The sequence below is a fragment of the Mycolicibacterium flavescens genome, assembly GCF_001722335.1.
GTDB classification, from domain to species: Bacteria; Actinomycetota; Actinomycetes; order Mycobacteriales; family Mycobacteriaceae; genus Mycobacterium; species Mycobacterium flavescens.
In genome coordinates, this window is record NZ_MIHA01000006.1 from 12,548 (window position 1) to 30,810 (window position 18,263).

General features: G+C 68.7%; 16 protein-coding genes. 11 read left to right on the forward strand and 5 right to left on the reverse strand.

Annotation, left to right across the window (positions count from 1 at the left end; all coding sequences use genetic code 11):
- Positions 1–53: 53 nt before the first annotated feature.
- Positions 54–1,901 (forward strand): proteasome ATPase, encoded by a 1,848-nt coding sequence (arc, locus tag BHQ18_RS09590; protein WP_069413373.1) that lies wholly within the window; start codon positions 54–56, stop codon positions 1,899–1,901.
- A gap of 39 nt (positions 1,902–1,940) precedes the next feature.
- Entirely contained in the window at positions 1,941–2,552 is a 612-nt protein-coding gene (locus BHQ18_RS09595; RefSeq protein ID WP_069413374.1) for a hypothetical protein, read from the forward strand.
- On the opposite strand, the gene BHQ18_RS09600 is transcribed toward BHQ18_RS09595, so the two are convergent.
- From BHQ18_RS09600 to BHQ18_RS09610, 3 genes are all read right to left on the reverse strand, one after another.
- Complete coding sequence (locus BHQ18_RS09600) at positions 2,536–2,820, reverse strand: DUF732 domain-containing protein (protein WP_084293987.1); 285 nt, start codon at positions 2,818–2,820, stop codon at positions 2,536–2,538. The two genes, BHQ18_RS09595 and BHQ18_RS09600, sit on opposite strands and share 17 nt — an antisense overlap.
- A 100-nt stretch (positions 2,821–2,920) precedes the next feature.
- Positions 2,921–4,063, reverse strand: coding sequence for a hypothetical protein (locus BHQ18_RS09605; protein ID WP_069413616.1), 1,143 nt, complete (start codon positions 4,061–4,063; stop codon positions 2,921–2,923).
- 46 nt (positions 4,064–4,109) lie between these two features.
- The gene (locus tag BHQ18_RS09610; protein ID WP_069413376.1) at positions 4,110–5,273 is read right to left on the reverse strand and encodes a hypothetical protein; all 1,164 of its coding nucleotides are present in this window, start codon (positions 5,271–5,273) and stop codon (positions 4,110–4,112) included.
- An 88-nt stretch (positions 5,274–5,361) separates the two neighbouring features.
- Between BHQ18_RS09610 and BHQ18_RS09615 the strand changes: the two genes are divergently transcribed.
- Entirely contained in the window at positions 5,362–6,723 is a 1,362-nt protein-coding gene (locus tag BHQ18_RS09615) for a sensor histidine kinase (protein WP_069413377.1), read from the forward strand.
- A gap of 180 nt (positions 6,724–6,903) precedes the next feature.
- On the opposite strand, the gene BHQ18_RS09620 is transcribed toward BHQ18_RS09615, so the two are convergent.
- Entirely contained in the window at positions 6,904–7,578 is a 675-nt protein-coding gene (locus BHQ18_RS09620) for a response regulator transcription factor (RefSeq protein ID WP_069413378.1), read from the reverse strand.
- 40 nt (positions 7,579–7,618) lie between these two features.
- On the reverse strand, positions 7,619–8,257 hold the full coding sequence (locus BHQ18_RS09625) for a porin MspA (RefSeq protein ID WP_069413379.1): 639 nt from the start codon (positions 8,255–8,257) through the stop codon (positions 7,619–7,621).
- 160 nt (positions 8,258–8,417) lie between these two features.
- Here BHQ18_RS09625 and dop point away from each other — a divergent pair, with 160 nt between their 5' ends.
- From dop to BHQ18_RS09665, 8 genes are all read left to right on the forward strand, one after another.
- Complete coding sequence (gene dop / locus BHQ18_RS09630; RefSeq protein WP_069413380.1) at positions 8,418–9,914, forward strand: pup deamidase/depupylase; 1,497 nt, start codon at positions 8,418–8,420, stop codon at positions 9,912–9,914.
- A gap of 116 nt (positions 9,915–10,030) precedes the next feature.
- Positions 10,031–10,225: a ubiquitin-like protein Pup gene (locus BHQ18_RS09635; protein ID WP_069413381.1), complete on the forward strand. Its 195-nt coding sequence runs from the start codon at positions 10,031–10,033 to the stop codon at positions 10,223–10,225.
- The gene (prcB, locus tag BHQ18_RS09640; RefSeq protein WP_084293988.1) at positions 10,222–11,133 is read left to right on the forward strand and encodes a proteasome subunit beta; all 912 of its coding nucleotides are present in this window, start codon (positions 10,222–10,224) and stop codon (positions 11,131–11,133) included. Before BHQ18_RS09635 ends, prcB begins: the two co-directional genes overlap by 4 nt.
- On the forward strand, positions 11,130–11,873 hold the full coding sequence (gene prcA / locus BHQ18_RS09645; protein ID WP_069413383.1) for a proteasome subunit alpha: 744 nt from the start codon (positions 11,130–11,132) through the stop codon (positions 11,871–11,873). The genes prcB and prcA overlap by 4 nt, the downstream gene beginning before the upstream one ends.
- 187 nt (positions 11,874–12,060) lie before the next feature.
- Positions 12,061–14,493 carry a GcvT family protein gene (locus BHQ18_RS09650; RefSeq protein ID WP_069413384.1) on the forward strand — a complete coding sequence of 811 codons (2,433 nt, stop codon included), beginning with the start codon at positions 12,061–12,063 and terminating at the stop codon, positions 14,491–14,493.
- A 56-nt stretch (positions 14,494–14,549) separates the two neighbouring features.
- Positions 14,550–15,647 (forward strand): N-methyl-L-tryptophan oxidase, encoded by a 1,098-nt coding sequence (gene solA, locus BHQ18_RS09655; RefSeq protein WP_069413617.1) that lies wholly within the window; start codon positions 14,550–14,552, stop codon positions 15,645–15,647.
- Positions 15,644–16,792: an aromatic ring-hydroxylating oxygenase subunit alpha gene (locus BHQ18_RS09660; RefSeq protein ID WP_069413385.1), complete on the forward strand. Its 1,149-nt coding sequence runs from the start codon at positions 15,644–15,646 to the stop codon at positions 16,790–16,792. Before solA ends, BHQ18_RS09660 begins: the two co-directional genes overlap by 4 nt.
- Complete coding sequence (locus BHQ18_RS09665; RefSeq protein WP_069413386.1) at positions 16,782–18,263, forward strand: aldehyde dehydrogenase family protein; 1,482 nt, start codon at positions 16,782–16,784, stop codon at positions 18,261–18,263. The genes BHQ18_RS09660 and BHQ18_RS09665 overlap by 11 nt, the downstream gene beginning before the upstream one ends.

Sequence of the window (18,263 nt, forward strand, 5' to 3'; positions counted from 1 at the left end):
GTAGCGTTGAAGTTGTTACTGCACCAACTATTGGTGCGGGGAGGGGCCGCAACATGAGTGAACTTGAGCGTTCCGGAGCCTACTCAGAAGGTTCCGACACTCCTGGAGCAGGCAAGCCGGGCATATCGAGTGAGGATGCAGCCGAACTCGAGGAACTGCGCCGGGAAGCCGCGATCCTGCGTGAGCAGCTGGAGAATGCGGTCGGGCCGCAGAGCGGCTTGCGCAGCGCGCGTGACGTTCATCAACTCGAAGCGCGCATCGATTCGCTGGCCGCGCGCAACGCGAAGCTGATGGAAACCCTCAAGGAGGCCCGTCAGCAATTGCTCGCTCTGCGCGAGGAGGTCGACCGGCTCGGCCAGCCGCCCAGCGGTTACGGCGTGCTGCTCGACGTCCAGGACGACGACACCGTCGACGTGTTCACCTCCGGGCGCAAGATGCGGCTGACGTGCTCGCCGAACATCGACACCAAGACGCTCAAGCAGGGTCAGACGGTTCGGCTGAACGAGGCGCTCACCGTCGTCGAGGCCGGCAACTTCGAAGCGGTCGGTGAGATCAGCACGCTGCGCGAGATCCTCTCCGACGGGCACCGCGCGCTGGTGGTCGGCCACGCCGACGAGGAACGCATCGTGTGGCTGGCCGAACCGCTGGTGGCCGCCGAGGACCTGCCCGACGGCTACGACGACGACCTCGGCGACGACCGGCCCCGCAAGCTGCGCCCCGGCGACTCGCTGCTGGTCGACACCAAGGCCGGATACGCGTTCGAGCGGATCCCCAAGGCCGAGGTCGAGGATCTGGTCCTCGAAGAGGTGCCCGATGTCAGCTACAACGACATCGGCGGCCTGGGCCGGCAGATCGAGCAGATCCGCGACGCGGTCGAACTGCCGTTCCTGCACAAGGAGCTGTACCGGGAGTACTCGCTGCGCCCACCCAAGGGCGTGCTGCTCTACGGTCCGCCCGGGTGCGGTAAGACGCTGATCGCCAAGGCGGTGGCCAACTCGCTGGCCAAGAAGATGGCCGAGGTGCGTGGCGACGACGCCAAGGAGGCGAAGTCCTACTTCCTCAACATCAAGGGCCCCGAACTGCTGAACAAGTTCGTCGGCGAGACCGAACGCCACATCCGGCTGATCTTCCAGCGGGCGCGCGAGAAGGCCTCCGAGGGCACCCCGGTGATCGTGTTCTTCGACGAGATGGACTCGATCTTCCGCACCCGTGGCACCGGCGTCAGCTCCGATGTGGAGACGACGGTGGTGCCGCAGCTGCTCTCGGAGATCGACGGTGTCGAGGGCCTGGAGAACGTCATCGTGATCGGCGCCTCCAACCGCGAGGACATGATCGACCCGGCGATCCTGCGGCCCGGCCGTCTCGACGTGAAGATCAAGATCGAGCGGCCCGATGCCGAAGCAGCGCAGGACATCTTCAGCAAGTACCTCACCGAGGAACTGCCGGTGCATGACGACGATCTGTCCGAGTTCTCCGGGGACCGGTCGCTGACCATCAAGGCGATGATCGAGAAGGTCGTCGACCGGATGTACGCCGAGATCGACGACAACCGCTTCCTGGAGGTGACCTACGCCAACGGCGACAAGGAGGTCATGTACTTCAAGGACTTCAACTCCGGTGCGATGATCCAGAACGTCGTCGACCGGGCCAAGAAGTACGCGATCAAGTCGGTGCTCGAGACCGGGCAGCGGGGTCTGCGCATCCAGCATCTGCTCGACTCGATCGTCGACGAGTTCGCCGAGAACGAGGACCTGCCCAACACCACCAATCCCGATGACTGGGCGCGGATCTCGGGTAAGAAGGGCGAGCGGATCGTCTACATCCGCACGCTGGTCACCGGCAAGAGTTCGTCGGCCAGCCGGGCGATCGACACCGAGTCGAACCTGGGCCAGTACCTCTGACCGGCGGCGCCCGCGTGCGGTGAGCGCTACCGTCACCGCATGCCCGACGACGTGTACGGCAAGCGGTACGGCGAGGTGCTGCTGGTGCGGTCGACGCCATCCGGACCCGAGGCGACGGTGTACAACACCTTCCCGCTCAACGACTGCCCGGCCGAGCTGTGGCGCGCGCTGGATCCGCAGGCCATCGCCGTCGAACACGGCGCGGACGCGGTACTGCTGAACGGGCCGCGGTACTGGCTGATGAGCAGTATCGCCAAGCGAGGCCGGGAAACGCTGGAGCGCATGAGTTTCGGTGGTATCGAGATGCTGCGCCAGGCCACGGTCAGGCTGGCGTCGATGAACCCGGCGCCGTACCGGCCCAACCGGGTCGACCGCAAGGCGGTGTTCACGTTCGACGCCGGGCGTCAGGTCTACGAACTCGTCGACCCCGACGGGCGGCGGTGGGTCATGCAGACGTGGAGCCAGACGGTGGACCCGTCGTTGACCGCAGCGGACCTGCCGCACCTGGGCGCCCGGCTGTCGCTGCCCGCGGGCTGGACGTACCGCGCGCGCACCCCGGCCGAACCGTTGGTCGTCGACACCGCCGACGAGGATGCGTTCGTCACCCAGGACGATCTGGCCAACAGCTACAGCCTCAGCACAGGTGGGTGATCGCGGCGTCGTAGACGTAGCGGGCGTCTTCGATGGTGACCCCGTCCCCGGTGTGGTCGTAGATCGCTGCGACGGTGGTTTCCTCGGGTACCCCGTCCCGCACGTCGGTGCAGATCTGATGGCCCATCTCCAGCGCGACGCTGATTTCACCCTCGAAGCCGTGGTCGGCCAGATCGGTGAGATAGCTCTGCTCGTCGGCGTGCGCCGGGACCGCGACGCCGAGCGCCAGCGCGAGCGCCGCCACCCCAGCGGCGAACAGCCTTGTCATCGGTGTGTCCTTCCCCCTCGCGGCGCACGATCCGCAGGACCCCCTTGTGCGCGTCGCGTCCGCGCAGTTTATGGCCTGGCGCGGCCGCGTGCACGGTGCTTCAGTGCCGGGTTTCCAGCGCCAGGTACGCGTCGCGACCGGCCAGGCTGACCGCCACGTCGGCGATCAACGGGTCGAAGAACCGCTCGCGGTAGAGCGGGTCGACGCTGGTGCTCACCGTGAAGTACAGCCCGGACAGCACCGCGACGAACAGCGACACGTGCACGACGGTCTGCGGCACCGCGACGTGGATGCCGAACCACGTTCCCGGGCAGGGTGGTTGTCCCGCCGCGCAGGTCTGCTCCGAGGACCACAGCACCGCGACGTCGTCGGGCACCGCGACGATACCGAGGGCCAGGAAGAAGGCGAACAGTCCGGCGGTGAAGAACACGACCTGGATCGCCTGCGAAACCACCATCACTGCAACGACATTGATTTGTTCGGCCAGCGAAAGCGCCGTGCGCTGCACTCGGGTGTCGCCGTCGCTTGCCAGCGGGGTGCCGACCAGCAGCGAGGCGGGATCGGTTTCCTCGGCGCGGTCCTCGCGGAGCGCCCGGACCTCGTCGCGGATGGTGGTCACCATGAACAGCAGGGCGACCGCCGCGAGGAATCCGATTGTCTCCCAAAGCCGCTGGCGCGTCATCCGGGCGGCGAGCTGCCACAATTCGCCGGTGAAGTACACGACGACGGTGAGCATCAGCAGCGGCAGCGCCCGGCTCATCAGCGTGCCCAGCGCGCCGAGCTGCACCCACGCGAAACGGAAGGCCCACAACGCGATCGAGCCGATGCCCAGGTAGGTCAGCCAGATCGCCACCAGCGCCAGCACCGCGAACCCGACGGACTCGGCCAACGCGAAACCGGAGAATCCGCGGTCAGCGAACGGCAGCCCGAACACGAACAGCGCCATCACCGCCAGCGCCGCCGTCCGCCGGCCCGCCTCGCTGAGCGTGGTGCCGATCCGGTGCAGCACGTGCAGGGCGAACGGCGCGGCCACCAGCAGCGCGGTCAGCACCGCCAGGCGCGCCACGTAGCCGAGGTCGGCCCGGTCGCCGGTCAGGTTCGCCAGCAGCATGGTCGCCGAGATGACCGCTCCGACACCGCCGACCATCGGCGCCGAGCGCTCGATCAGCGCCCGGGAGCGGACCCGGCGGGTGAGCACCAACGGCAGGCCGCGGTGAAGGAACCACTCGTGCACCTGCCGCATGTCCGACACGCGCTTATTGTGCGGGCAAAGCCGGCCCGAAGTGCGCTCACCGCGCCGGGACGGCCTCCCGGTACCGGTTGCGGGCGCTCAGCGTGACCCGCAGATCCTCGATCAGCGGTGTGGTGAAGTGGTCGCGGTAGGTGTCGTCGCCGACCGCGCGGGCGCTGACGTACATGAACGTCAACGCGCCGAGGAACAGGGTGACCTGAATCAGCGCCTCCGGCACCGGGATCGTCATGCCGAGGAACTGGCCGTCGCTGGGGCCGTTGCGTGTCCACGCCGCCAGCAGTTCGGGGGAGAGCAGGATCAGCCCCAGCACGAAGAACAGCAGCGCGGTGACCACCGCGACCACCAGGATCTGCGCCAGCTGTGAGACGCCGAGAACGAAGTAGACGTTCACCCGTTCGACGCGGCGCAGCGGTTTGATCTCGGCGGGGTCCGGCATCGCCGCGAACGGGGTGCCGTCGAGCCGCGCGAGGTGCCGGGCATCGGGTGCGGCGGCGTCGACCATCGGGCGCGTCCGGTCGATGGTCACCGACACCACGAACGCCGCGGCGATGGCGCCCAGGAAACACAGCGCCAGCCACAGCCGGGGACGGGACACCGTCGCGGCCATCAGCCAGACCGGCGAATTGAAGAACACCAGAAACGTCAACAGCAGCACCGGCAGCGCCCGCAGCAGCAGGGAACCCGCCTCGGCGAGATGCGCCAGCGTGATGTGCGCCGCCCAGCCGAGGATCGATCCGATGCCAGTTGCGGTGAGTGCCAACATGATCGCCACTGCCGCGGCGACGATCAGCAGGTTGGTGTACACGTACGAACTGGGCCCACCGAACACCGCCCCGAGCACCGCCACCAGGACGCCCGCCGCCGCGGCGGCGCCTCGGCCGCGCGGGGAGGCGATCCGCGACACTCGCCAGCCCACGGCGCCCGTCGCAGGCAGCACCAGCGCGAGCAGCAGCAGCACGAACCACTCGCCGCGGGTCGGCTGGCCGTCGATGTCGATCGCGTGCTTTCCGGTGATCAGCACGACGACGACGGTGTTGGCCATCAGTACGGCGAAGCCGGCCAGCGCAGGCGCCGATCGGGTCCACAGCCGCCGGACCAGTCGACCGGGCCGCAGCACCGCGGGCAGCCCGTGGGCGAGGAACCAGCGGTCGGCGGCCTGGCGGTGCGCGGAGTCGGGCGCCCAGGGGTGGTCTTCTGGCACGCGCTCATTGTGCGCGACACCGCCGTGCGACCGGCCGCAGCGCGCCGATCTGGCGGATCGCCGCCGGCGATGGTGAACTGATCCGGACATGACGCGACGGCTGACTTCCCTGCGCGGCGTATCGGCGCGATCGGCGTTCGCGGCGGCCACCGTGGTGCTGGTGGCGTTCGGGTTGGCGGGCACCGCATTCGCCGTCGTGCTGTACCGGATCATGCTCGCCAGCGTCGATTCCGCGGCCGCCGACCGGGTGGCCGCCATCGCCGAGGCGGTCGAGGCCGGTGGTCCCGGCAGTGTGGACCCGGCGTTGCTCGCCGTCGACCAGCGCATCGTGGCCGTGCAGGTGATCCGCGAAGACGGTGCGGTGGTGCTGCGTTCGGTGTCGGCGCCCGCGGCGCCGATGGTGCCGCTGGACGACATCGACGACGGACTGCACATCGCGATGCCGCAGGACACCACGCCGTTCGGCGCGATCCGGCTGAGCGCGCAGACCGTCGACGCTGCAGGTGGCCGGTTCACGGTTCTGGTCGGCGAGGACGCCTCGACGGTCGCCTCGACGGTGCGCACTGTGGTGGTGGCGTTGATGGTGGCAGGTCCGATCGTGGTGCTGGTCTCGGCGGCTGCGACCTACCTGCTCGTGCGGCGTTCGATGCGCTCGGTCGACGAAATCCGTTCGCGGGTGGCCGATATCACGACCTCCGACCTCACCGAGCGGGTGCCGGTGCCCGACAGCGGAGACGAGATCGCCGCGCTGGCCGTCACGATGAACGAGATGCTCGCCCGCATCGAGGCCGGTCACGCCGCGCAACGACGGTTCGTCGGCGATGCGTCGCACGAACTGCGCAGTCCGCTGACCACTATCGTCTCCGCGCTCGAGGTGGCCACCGCGCACCCGGAACTGCTCACCGAAGAGCTTGCGACGACGACGCTGATCCCCGAGGTGCAGCGGATGAAGGTGCTCGTCGACGACCTGCTGTTGCTGGCCCGCGCCGACGAACGGATGCTGAGCACCCAGCGCGACGACATCGATCTCGACGACGTCGCCGCCGCCGAGGCCGAGCGGCTCAGGCGCGAGACCACGCTGGATGTGAAGGCGACGATCGTCCCGGTCCGCGTCGTCGGCGACGCGGAGGCGTTGTCCCGGGTGCTGCGCAACCTGCTCGACAACGCGGCCCGGCACGCCCGCACCGCGGTCGAGGTGCGGGTGATCCGCTCCGGGAGTGCCGCGGTGCTGACGGTCAGCGACGACGGTCCGGGGATACCCGAGCAGGACCGGCTTCGGGTGTTCGACCGGTTCGTCCGCCTGGATCCGGACCGCTCGCGCAGCCGCGGCGGTGCCGGGCTGGGGCTGGCGATCGTGCGCGAGATCGTCGCAGCTCATCGGGGGACCGCGACGATCGCGGGCCGTCCGGGCGGCGGCGCCACGGTGATCGTCGAGCTTCCGATCTCCTAGTGTCCTGAGTCGAAAGTTCAGACACAGCAGTGCGCTGGATTCGGACCGGCCACATGGTGTCGACGTTCTTCGAGATCTGCACGAGGGCTGTGAAACCGCGCTGGTAACGACCCTCGTGCAGATCTCGCGGCCCAGATGACCGATGACGTTGTACTGCACCCGATTTAACGACTCACGACACTAGCCGCGGGACTCGAGGCGGTATCCGACGCCTCTGACCGTGTCGATGGTGCTGGTGCCGAACGGGATGTCGATCTTGCGCCGCAGATAGCCGACGTAGACCTCGACGATGTTGTCGGCGCCCTCGTAGTGGGCGTCCCAGACATTGTGCAGGATCTCGGTTTTCGTGACGACCGTGTCCTTGTTGCGCATCAGGAACTCGAGGAGGCCGAACTCCCTGGGGGTCAACGAGATCGCGGTGTCGCCGCGCAGCACCACCTTGCGTGCCGGATCCAGCGTCAGCGTCCCCGCGGTCAGCGCGATCGGACGCTGGGGGGCGGTGCGCCGGACCAGCGCCCGCAGCCGGGCCACCAGCACGATGAACGAGAACGGTTTGGTCAGGTAGTCGTCGGCGCCGAGGTCGAACGCGTCGGCCTGGTCGTAGTCGCCGTCCTTGGCGGTCAGCATCAGCACCGGGGTCCACACCTCCCGGGCCCTCAGCTGGCGCAGCACCTCGTAGCCGCTCATCTTGGGCAGCATGATGTCGAGCACGACGACGTCGAAATCCTCCTCGGCCGCCTGCCAGAGACCGTCGACGCCGTTGTCGACCGCGACCACCACGAAGTTCTCCGCCCGCAAACCGGCGGCGAGCGTGGCAGCCAGGCGCGGTTCGTCCTCGACGATCAGGACCCTCATCGTCGGACCATGATGGCACCGGCCCGCGACGGTGAGGACGTCAGTTCATGTTCCAGGGCTCACCGTAGGTGGTGACGCTGTCGCCGGTCGACGAGATCAACCGGGCGAACGGCCGCAGCAGGACACCGCCGGCCGCGCCGGTCACGGTGCCGTGCGCATTGCTGACCGCGACCTCGCCCTCGGCGCCCGCGACGTCGACGGAGAACGTGGCGACCTCCTGGATGCCGGGGCCGTTGCCGAGGTCGGCGCTGATCGACACGCCGGGAAGCAGGTTCGGGGTGATGATCGAGCTCAGCGGGTTCGTGATCGGGGCGTCGCTGATCAGGATGTTGGGGGTGGTGTAGCTGAAGTTGATGCCCACACCCAGCGACCACGGGAAGCCGATCTGGTAGCCCAACTCCAGGGTGCCCTCGAAGTCCTCGGCGGTCTCACCGGCCACGATGTACTTGGCCCGACCGGAATGGAACCACTCGCGGGTCAGCCGGTTGCGGTCCAACGGGAACACGCCGTTGAGGAACGTGTCCCACTGCTGGATGGTCAGCGTGCGGCCCTGCTCGTCGTTCAGGGTGAGCTCGTTGTCCAGACCCGCCTGCGCGGTTCCGCCGCTCACGAACAAGGCCGACACGGCCATGACGAAAGCCGTGGCCAGCGCTGCGAGAATCCGACCGGTTGCCTTCATGGTCTCCCTAAGTCTTGTCGACGGTCACCCCTGCCGTCGTCGGTGAGCAGCAGCGCGGCAAGGTTGACAGGTGTTCGCTGAGAGATCGCTGAGAAGTGGTTAACGGCGCGCAACGACGGCACACGCAGCCCGGACACCGGCGTCACCTAGGCTTGGCCGTATGCAACGGATTATCGGAACGGAGGTCGAGTACGGGATCTCGTCGCCGTCTGATCCGAGCGCGAATCCGATCCTGACCTCGACCCAGGCGGTGCTGGCCTACGCGGCGGCCGCCGGCATCCAGCGGGCCAAGCGCACGCGCTGGGATTACGAGGTGGAGTCCCCGCTGCGGGACGCCCGCGGTTTCGACCTCAGCCGCTCGGCCGGGCCGCCGCCGGTGGTGGACGCCGACGAGGTCGGCGCGGCCAACATGATCCTGACCAACGGCGCCCGCCTCTACGTCGACCACGCCCATCCGGAGTACTCCGCGCCGGAGTGCACCGACCCGATGGACGCGGTCATCTGGGACAAGGCCGGCGAACGGGTGATGGAGGCCGCCGCCAGGCACGTCGCCAGCGTCCCCGGCGCGGCCAAGCTGCAGCTCTACAAGAACAACGTCGACGGCAAGGGCGCGTCCTACGGGTCGCACGAGAACTACCTGATGAGCCGGCACACACCGTTCTCGGCGGTCATCGCGGGGCTGACGCCGTTCCTGGTGTCGCGGCAGGTCGTCACCGGCTCCGGGCGCGTCGGTATCGGGCCCTCCGGCGACGAGCCCGGCTTCCAGCTCTCGCAGCGGTCCGACTACATCGAGGTCGAGGTCGGCCTGGAGACCACGCTCAAACGCGGCATCATCAACACCCGCGACGAACCGCACGCCGACGCCGACAAGTACCGCAGGCTGCACGTCATCATCGGCGACGCCAACCTGTCGGAGACGTCGACCTACCTCAAGCTGGGCACCACCGCGCTGGTGCTCGACCTGATCGAGGAGAACGTCGACCTGTCCGATCTGGCGTTGGCGCGGCCGGTGCACGCCGTGCACGTGATCAGCCGGGATCCGTCGCTGCGGGCGACGGTGGCGCTGGCCGACGGCCGCGAGCTGACCGGCCTTGCGCTGCAACGCATCTATCTGGACCGGGTGGCCAAGCTGGTGGACAGCCGCGACCCGGATCCGCGCGCGTCGCACGTCCTGGAGACCTGGGCGGACGTGCTCGACCTGCTCGAGCGCGACCCGATGGAGTGCGCGGAGATCCTGGACTGGCCGGCCAAGCTGCGGCTGCTCGAGGGGTTTCGCCACCGCGAGAACCTGGGGTGGTCGGCGCCCCGGCTGCACCTGGTCGACCTGCAGTACTCCGATGTGCGGCTGGACAAGGGCCTCTACAACCGGCTCGTCGCGCGCGGCTCGATGAAGCGGCTGGTCACCGAACAGCAGGTGCTCGACGCCGTCGACAACCCGCCCATCGACACCCGGGCGTACTTCCGCGGCGAGTGTCTGCGCCGATTCGGTGCGGATATCGCGGCGGCCAGCTGGGACTCGGTGATCTTCGATCTGGGCGGTGACTCGCTGGTCCGGATCCCGACCCTGGAGCCGCTGCGGGGCAGCAAAGCCCACGTCGGGGCGTTGCTGGACTCGGTCGACAGCGCTGTCGAGCTGGTCGAACAGCTCACCACCTGAGCGCTGCCGCGGCTCGGCGGGTCGCGAGCTATCCCCGGCAATCGGCGCGGTGAACGGTAATGTGGAGTCACGGCGGGCAGCAGTGAGCCCGCCGACAACTTACGCAGGAGGCAGCGATGGCTCAGGAGCAGACCAAGCGTGGCGGTGGGGGCGGCGAGGACGACGACCTCAGCGGCAGCACGGCCGGCGGGCAGGAGCGTCGCGAGAAGCTGGCCGAGGAGACTGACGACCTGCTCGACGAGATCGACGACGTGCTCGAGGAGAACGCCGAGGACTTCGTGCGCGCATACGTCCAGAAAGGTGGACAGTGACCTGGCCGCAACGCGATCAGCTGGCCTTTCCCGCCTCTCTACCAGGAGCACCGTCCGTCCCCGTGGACATCTCGTCCTTTTCTGAACTGCTGCGCCGCCAGGCGCCAGAACTTCTGCCCGCGCAGCGGGCCGTCGCCGAGTCGGCGGGCGGGCCCCACGCCGACTTCGCGCCGCACGGCACCACGATCGTCGCGCTGAAGTATCCCGGCGGCGTGGTGATGGCCGGTGACCGCCGCGCCACCCAGGGTCACATGATCGCCAGCCGCGACGTGCAGAAGGTGTACATCACCGACGATTACACGGTCACGGGCATCGCCGGGACGGCGGCCATCGCCGTCGAGTTCGCCCGCCTCTACGCGGTCGAACTCGAGCACTACGAGAAGCTCGAAGGCGTCGCGCTGACCTTCCCGGGCAAGGTGAACCGGCTCGCCACCATGGTGCGCGGCAACCTCGGCGCGGCCCTGCAGGGGTTCGTCGCGTTGCCGCTGCTCGCCGGGTACGACCTCGACGACCCCAACCCGCAGGCCGCCGGACGCATCGTGTCGTTCGACGCCGCGGGCGGGTGGAACTTCGAGGAAGAGGGCTACCAGTCGGTGGGCTCGGGCTCGATCTTCGCCAAGTCGGCGATGAAGAAGCTGTATTCGCAAGTGACCGATGGGGATTCGGCGCTGCGGGTGGCCATCGAGGCACTGTACGACGCCGCTGACGATGATTCGGCCACCGGCGGGCCCGACCTGGTGCGCGGCATCTACCCGACCGCGGTCAGCATCGGCGCTGATGGCGCCGAAGAAGTGTCCGAGGACCGGATCGCCGAGCTCGCGCGTCAGGTGATCGAAAACCGTTCGCGCGCCGACACATTCGGCCCGGACGGTGTCCACCGTTCGACCGATGCACGGGGAGATTCGTGAGCTTTCCGTATTTCATCTCGCCCGAACAGGCGATGCGTGAGCGTTCCGAGCTTGCGCGCAAAGGCATTTCCCGCGGCCGCAGCGTGGTGGCGCTCGCTTACGCCGACGGGGTGCTGTTCGTCGCCGAAAACCCCTCGCGTTCGCTGCAGAAGGTCAGCGAGCTCTACGACCGGGTCGGCTTCGCCGCCGTCGGCCGGTTCAACGAGTTCGACAACCTGCGCCGCGGCGGTATCCAGTACGCCGACACCCGCGGTTACGCCTACGCGCGGCGCGACGTCACCGGCCGCCAGTTGGCCAACGTCTACGCCCAGACTCTGGGCACCATCTTCACCGAGCAGGCCAAGCCCTATGAGGTCGAGCTGTGCGTGGCCGAGGTCGCGCACTTCGGCGAGACCAGGGCGCCCGAGCTGTATCGGATCACGTACGACGGGTCGATCGCCGACGAACCGCACTTCGTGGTGATGGGTGGCACCACCGAACCGATCATCTCCGCACTCAACGAGTCGTACACCGAGAACGCCAGCCTGCAGGACGCGGTCAAGATCGCGGTCGACGCACTGCAGGCCGCGGCCAACGGCGCCGAACCCCGCCTGCTGGGGCCCGCGACGCTGGAGGTGGCGATTCTGGACGCCAACCGGCCGCGCCGGGCGTTCCGGCGGATCACCGGCCCGCTGCTGGAGGGCCTGCTGCCGGCCGTCGAGGAGCCGGCACCGGCCGGGGATGACACCGGCGACGGCTAGCACCGGGCGCTAAACCCAGTTCTGGACGAACTCAACCGGGCGGATGGACATCCGCCCGGTTGATTTTTGCGTGTCCGTGTTGACGGCGGGCCGTCGGGCGCGCACGATGTGTTGCGTAATACAAAACGCGTTGCGTTTTACGCAACACAATGTGCGCAACAATCCTCCCCCCGAAGGCGGTCGGCCCATGCCGAAAGTGGTTGTGATCGGTGCCGGCATCGTCGGCACCTCGCTCGCCGACGAGCTGACCGTGCGCGGCTGTACCGATGTCACGGTCCTCGACCGCGGCCCGCTCTTCGCCACCGGCGGGTCGACGTCACACGCGCCGGGCCTGGTGTTCCAGACCAACCCGTCGAAGACGATGACCGGGTTCGCCCGCTACACCGTCGAGAAGTTCTCGGGGTTGGCCCACCCGGATGGGTGGGCGTTCAACACGGTCGGCGGTCTGGAGGTCGCCACCACACCGGAACGCTGGGCGGATCTGCACCGCAAGGCTGGGTGGGCCGCCGCATGGGGGATCGAGGGGCGGCTGCTCGAGCCCGCGGACTGCGTGCGGCTGCATCCGCTGCTGGACCGCGACCAGATCCTCGGCGGTTTCCACACCCCCGCCGACGGGCTCGCCAAAGCCGTCCGCGCCGCCGAAGCCCAAGCGGGCCAGGCGATCTCACGCGGTGCCCAGTTCCGACCGCACACCGAGGTGCTCGACATCGTGCACACCGGCGGACGGGTCAGCGGGGTGCGCACCGCCGACGGTGTCGTCGAGGCCGACATCGTGGTCTGTGCCGCAGGCTTCTGGGGTGCAGAAATCGCCGAGCGGGTCGGGCTGGTGCTGCCGCTGGTCCCGATGGCACATCAGTACGCGCGCACCGGGCGCATCGAGGCACTGGTCGGGCGCAACACCCAACGAAGTGAAGCGGGCCTGCCGATCCTGCGGCACCAGGACCGCGACCTGTACTTCCGCGAACACGTCGACCGGATCGGGATCGGCTCCTACAGCCACCAGCCGATGCCGGTCGACATCGCCACCCTGATGGCCGACAGCGCCGGCGAACCGATGCCGTCGATGCTGCCCTTCACCGAGGACGACTTCACCCCGGCCTGGCGGGCGGCGCGCACACTGATTCCCGCACTGGGAGATTCGAAGGTCGAAGAGGCGTTCAACGGCATCTTCTCGTTCACCCCGGACGGGTTCTCGATCATGGGCGAGCACCGCGACCTGTCCGGCTTCTGGGTGGCCGAGGCGGTGTGGGTGACGCACTCGGCCGGTGTCGCCAGGGCCACCGCCGAGTGGATCCTCGACGGCGCCCCCTCGGTCGACGTGCACGAGTGCGACCTGTACCGCTTCGAGGACGTCGCGCGCAGCCCACGGTTCGTCATGCAGACCAGCACACAGGCGTTCGTCGAGGTCTACGACATCGTCCACCCGTACCAGTTCCGCACGGCGCTGCGCGGTCTGCGTACCAGCCCGTTCTACGCGCGCCAGCGCGAACTCGGCGCCTACTTCTATGAGGGTGGCGGATGGGAACGTCCCGCCTGGTACGAGGCGAACGCCGCTGTGGCGCAGCAACTCTTCGACTACGGGTTGGCCTGCCCGCCGCGCGACGAGTGGTCGGCGCGCTACTGGTCGCCGATCTCGATCGCCGAAGCCCACCTCACCCGCGAGCGGGTCGCCATGTACGACATGACGCCGCTGACCCGCTACGAGGTCACCGGACCCGACGCGACGGCGTTCCTGCAGGCGATGACCACCAACAACGTCGACAAGAGCGTCGGGTCGGTCACCTACACCCTGCTGCTCGACGAAAACGGCGGCATCCGAAGCGATATCACCGTCGCCCGGCTGGCCGAGCGGCGCTACCAGGTCGCGGTCAACTCGCCGCTGGACTACGACTGGCTTCTCCGCCACGCACCCGACGGCGTGACGATCCGCGACATCACCGGGGGCACCTGCGGAATCGGGGTGTGGGGGCCGCGAGCCCGAAACATGGTGCAACCGCTGTGCGCCGACGACCTGTCCCACGAGGCGTTCAAGTACTTCCGGGCCAGACAGACATACCTCGGCGCCATCCCGGTCACCATGCTGCGGGTGTCCTATGTCGGCGAACTCGGATGGGAGATCTACACCAGCGCCGAATACGGTGCGGCGCTGTGGGATCTGCTCTACGACGCGGGAAAGCCGCACGGGGTCGTCGCCGCGGGCCGGATCGCGTTCAACAGCCTGCGCATCGAAAAGGGCTACCGGCTGTCGGGCACCGACATCACCACCGAACACCACCCCGCGGCGGCCGGGCTGCAGTTCGCGGTCCGCGCGGACAAGGACTTCATCGGTAAGGCCGCGCTGGACACCGCGCCGCGAACCCTGTTGCGCAGCATCGTCTTCGACGACCCGGCCGCCGTCGCGCTGGGCAAGGAGGCGGTCTACGTCGACGACCGGTGCGTCGGCTACACCACCAGCGCCGGATACTCGGCCACCGTCGGCCGCACCATCGCCTACGCGTGGCTGCCTGCACACATCGCCGTCGGGGACACCGTCGTCGTCGACTACCGCGGGACCCGGCACACCGCCGTCGTGCACGCCGATCCGGTGGTGGATCCCGACATGGCACGGATCAGGCGGTGAGCGCCGTGACTTTCGACGCGACGACATACGACGTGATCGTGATCGGCGTCGGGGGGATGGGCAGCGCGGCCGCCTACCACCTGGCCGCCCGCGGGCAGCGGGTGCTCGGTCTGGAGAAGTTCACCCCGGCCCACGACCGCGGCTCCAGCCACGGCGGGTCGCGCATCATCCGCCAGTCCTACTTCGAGGACCCGGCCTACGTCCCGCTGCTGCTGCGCGCCTACGAACTGTGGGACGAACTCGCCGCCACCAGCGGCCGCGACGTGTACCGGATCACCGGAGGGCTGTTCATCGGCCCGCCGGACTGCCTGACCGTCTCGGGCAGCCTGCGGGCCAGCCGCCAGTGGGACCTTCCGCACGACGTGCTCGACGCGACCGAGATCCGCACGCGGTTCCCGACCTTCACACCCGCGCCCACCGACATCGCGCTCTACGAGGCCCAAGCGGGCTTCGCGCGGCCCGAACTGACAGTGCAGGCCCACATCGACCTCGCCGAGGCGGCCGGGGCCACACTGCGTTTCGGCGAGGAGGTCCTCGACTGGTCCGGCGACACGGGCGGCGTCACCGTGCGTACAGCCGAGACCAGCTACCGGGCCGGGCAACTCGTGATCTGCCCCGGAGCGTGGGCACCGCAGCTGCTCGCCGAGTTCGGCATCCCGATCACCGTCGAACGTCAGGTGCTGTACTGGCTCGACCCCGTCGGCGGCACGGCACCGTTCGTCGAGCACCCGATCTTCATCGAGGAGAACCCCGACGGGATGCAGATCTACGGCTTCCCGGCGATCGACGGCGCCCGCGGCGGTGTGAAGGTCGCGTTCTTCCGCAAGGGCGTGGTCTGCACCCCCGAAACCATCGACCGCACCGTCTACGACCACGAGATCGCCGAGATGCGTTCCCGCGCGGCCGATCTGCTACCCGCACTCGACGGGCCGTGCGTGCACACCGCCACCTGCATGTACTCCAACACCCCCGATCAGCACTTCGTGATCGCGCGCCACCCCGACAGCGTCAACGTCACGGTGGCGTGCGGATTCTCCGGACACGGCTTCAAATTCGTCCCGGTGGTCGGCGAGATCCTCGCCGACCTGGCCACCACCGGCGAAACCAGCCATCCCATCGCACTGTTCGACCCCAAGCGACTGGTGAGCGTATGACGAGCGAGACCCCGCCACTGCTGAACCCGCCCGCGCTGCGCACCACCCTGGGCGGCGACTACTACGTCAGCGACGCCGTCTTCGCCGCCGAGCAGGAGCGCATCTTCGAGGCCTCGTGGATCTGCGCGGTGCGTTGCTCCGACCTCGCGACCCCCGGCCGCTTCCAGAAGGTGCAGGTCGGCCGCGAGAGCGTGCTGCTGGTCCGCGGCCGCGACGGGCTGCTGCGGGCCTTCCTCAACATCTGCCGGCACCGCGGCGCGCAACTGTGCACGGAACCGGAGGGCACGGTTCGGCGCTACTTCCGGTGTCCGTACCACTCGTGGACCTACGGGTTGGACGGCAAGCTCACCGCCGCGCCCAACCTGGCCGCGCTGACCGACGAGACCGGGGCGCCGATCGACCGGTACCGCTACGGCCTGGTCCCGGTCGCGCTGACCGAGTGGCTCGGCTACGCCTGGGTGTGCCTGTTGGACACCCCGCCCCCGTTCGACGACGTGACCGCCGAGGCCACCCGCGCGCTGGGTGATCCCGACGCGATCAACCGCTACGGCATCGGCGGACTCGACGTGGGCCGACGCATCGTCTACGACGTCGCCGCGAACTGGAAGCTGATCGTCGAGAACTTCATGGAGTGCTACCACTGCAGCTCGATCCACCCCGAACTCGTCGGTGTGCTGCCGGAGTTCAGCCGTGGGGTCGCGGCGCAGGCCAGCGACGGCGCCGGCGCCGAATTCGGCTCGCACATCGAAGGATTCACCGTGGACGGGGCAGCCGGCTTCGACCGGCTTCCGGGGATCACCGACGAACAGGACCGCCGCTACTACGCGGTCACCGTCAAACCGACGGTGTTCGTCAACCTGGTGCCCGACCACATCATCTTCCACCGGATGTACCCGCTGTCACCGGTCCGCACCGTCGTCGAGTGCGACTGGCTCTACACCGCCGACGTCCTGGCCTCCGGCCGCGACGTCTCGGCGAGCGTGGAGTTGTTCCACCGCGTCAACCGGCAGGACTTCGACGCGTGCGAGCGAACTCAACCGTCGATGACCTCGCGGGCCTACCGGCACGGCGGCGTACTCGTCCCCACCGAACACCACATCGCGAGCTTCCACGAGTGGGTAGTGTCGCGTCTTGATGAACGGTGAACCCGACCTCCTGATCGGCGGGACGTGGCGGCGCGCCTCGGACAGGGGGACCCGCGACATCCTCAACCCGGCCGACGGCAGCGTCGCGGCCGTGGTCGACGAGGCCACCCCAGACGACGCCCGCGCCGCCGTGGCCGCCGCCCGGGCCGCCTTCGACGACGGGGCCTGGCGCGCAACGCCCGACCGCGCGGCACTGCTGCACCGGATCGCCGACCTGCTGCAGCGCGACAAGGAGCCGCTGGCGCGGCTGGAGACCGTGGACACCGGAAAGACCCTGGCCGAGAGCCGGATCGACATCGACGACGTCACCTCGGTGTTCCGGTACTACGCCCACCTGATCGGCGCGGAATCCGACCGCCTCGTCGATGTCGGCGATCCCGCGGTGGTCAGCCGGGTGGTGCGCGAACCCGTCGGGGTCTGCGTGCTGATCGCGCCGTGGAACTATCCGCTGCTGCAGATGTCGTGGAAAGTGGCCCCCGCGTTGGCCGCCGGCTGCACGATGGTCGCCAAGCCCAGCGAGGTGACCCCGCTGAGCACCATCGCGTTCACGCACCTGCTCGAGGAGGCCGGCGTTCCGCCGTCGGTGGTCAACCTGGTGCAGGGCAGCGGCGCCGTGCTGGGGCAGGCGCTGACCGACAACCCCGACGTCGACTTCATCTCGTTCACCGGCGGACTGGCCACCGGCCGCGTCATCGCCAGGACCGCCGCCGAGCACGTGACCAAGGTGGCGCTCGAACTGGGCGGCAAGAATCCGCACCTCGTGTTCGCCGACATCGGCGCCGAGGGCTGGGACAGCGCCGTCGACCACGTGCTGACCGGGGTGTTCCTGCACTCCGGGCAGGTGTGCTCGGCGGGCACCCGGCTCATCGTCGAGCAGTCCATCGCCGACGACTTCGTCGCCGACCTGGCCGCTCGCGCCGAGAAGATCCGGATCGGCGACGGTATGGACCCCGCCAGCGAAACCGGTCCGCTGGTCTCCACGCAGCACCGCGACAAAGTCGAAGCCCATGTGGCGCAAGGCATCAGCGAGGGCGCGACGCTGGTGACCGGCGGCTCACGGCCGGCCGACCCCGCGCTGGCCGACGGATACTTCTTTCTGCCGACCATCTTCGACCACTGCGACCGGACGATGCGAATCGTGGCCGAGGAGACGTTCGGTCCTATCCTCACAGTCGAACGGTTCACCAACGAGTCCGAGGCAATCAGCCTCGGCAACGACACGAAATACGGTCTCGCCGCGGGCGTTCGCACGTCCGACTCCGCGCGGGGCGAACGTGTGGTGCGGGCACTGCGGCACGGCACGGTGTGGCTCAACGATTTCGGGTACTACACCGCGGCAGCGGAGTGGGGCGGATTCGGCAGGTCGGGCAACGGCCGCGAACTCGGACCCACCGGCCTCGCGGAATACCAGGAGCTCAAGCACATCTGGCACAACACCGCGCCTGCGCCCGCGGGCTGGTTCAAAGGATAG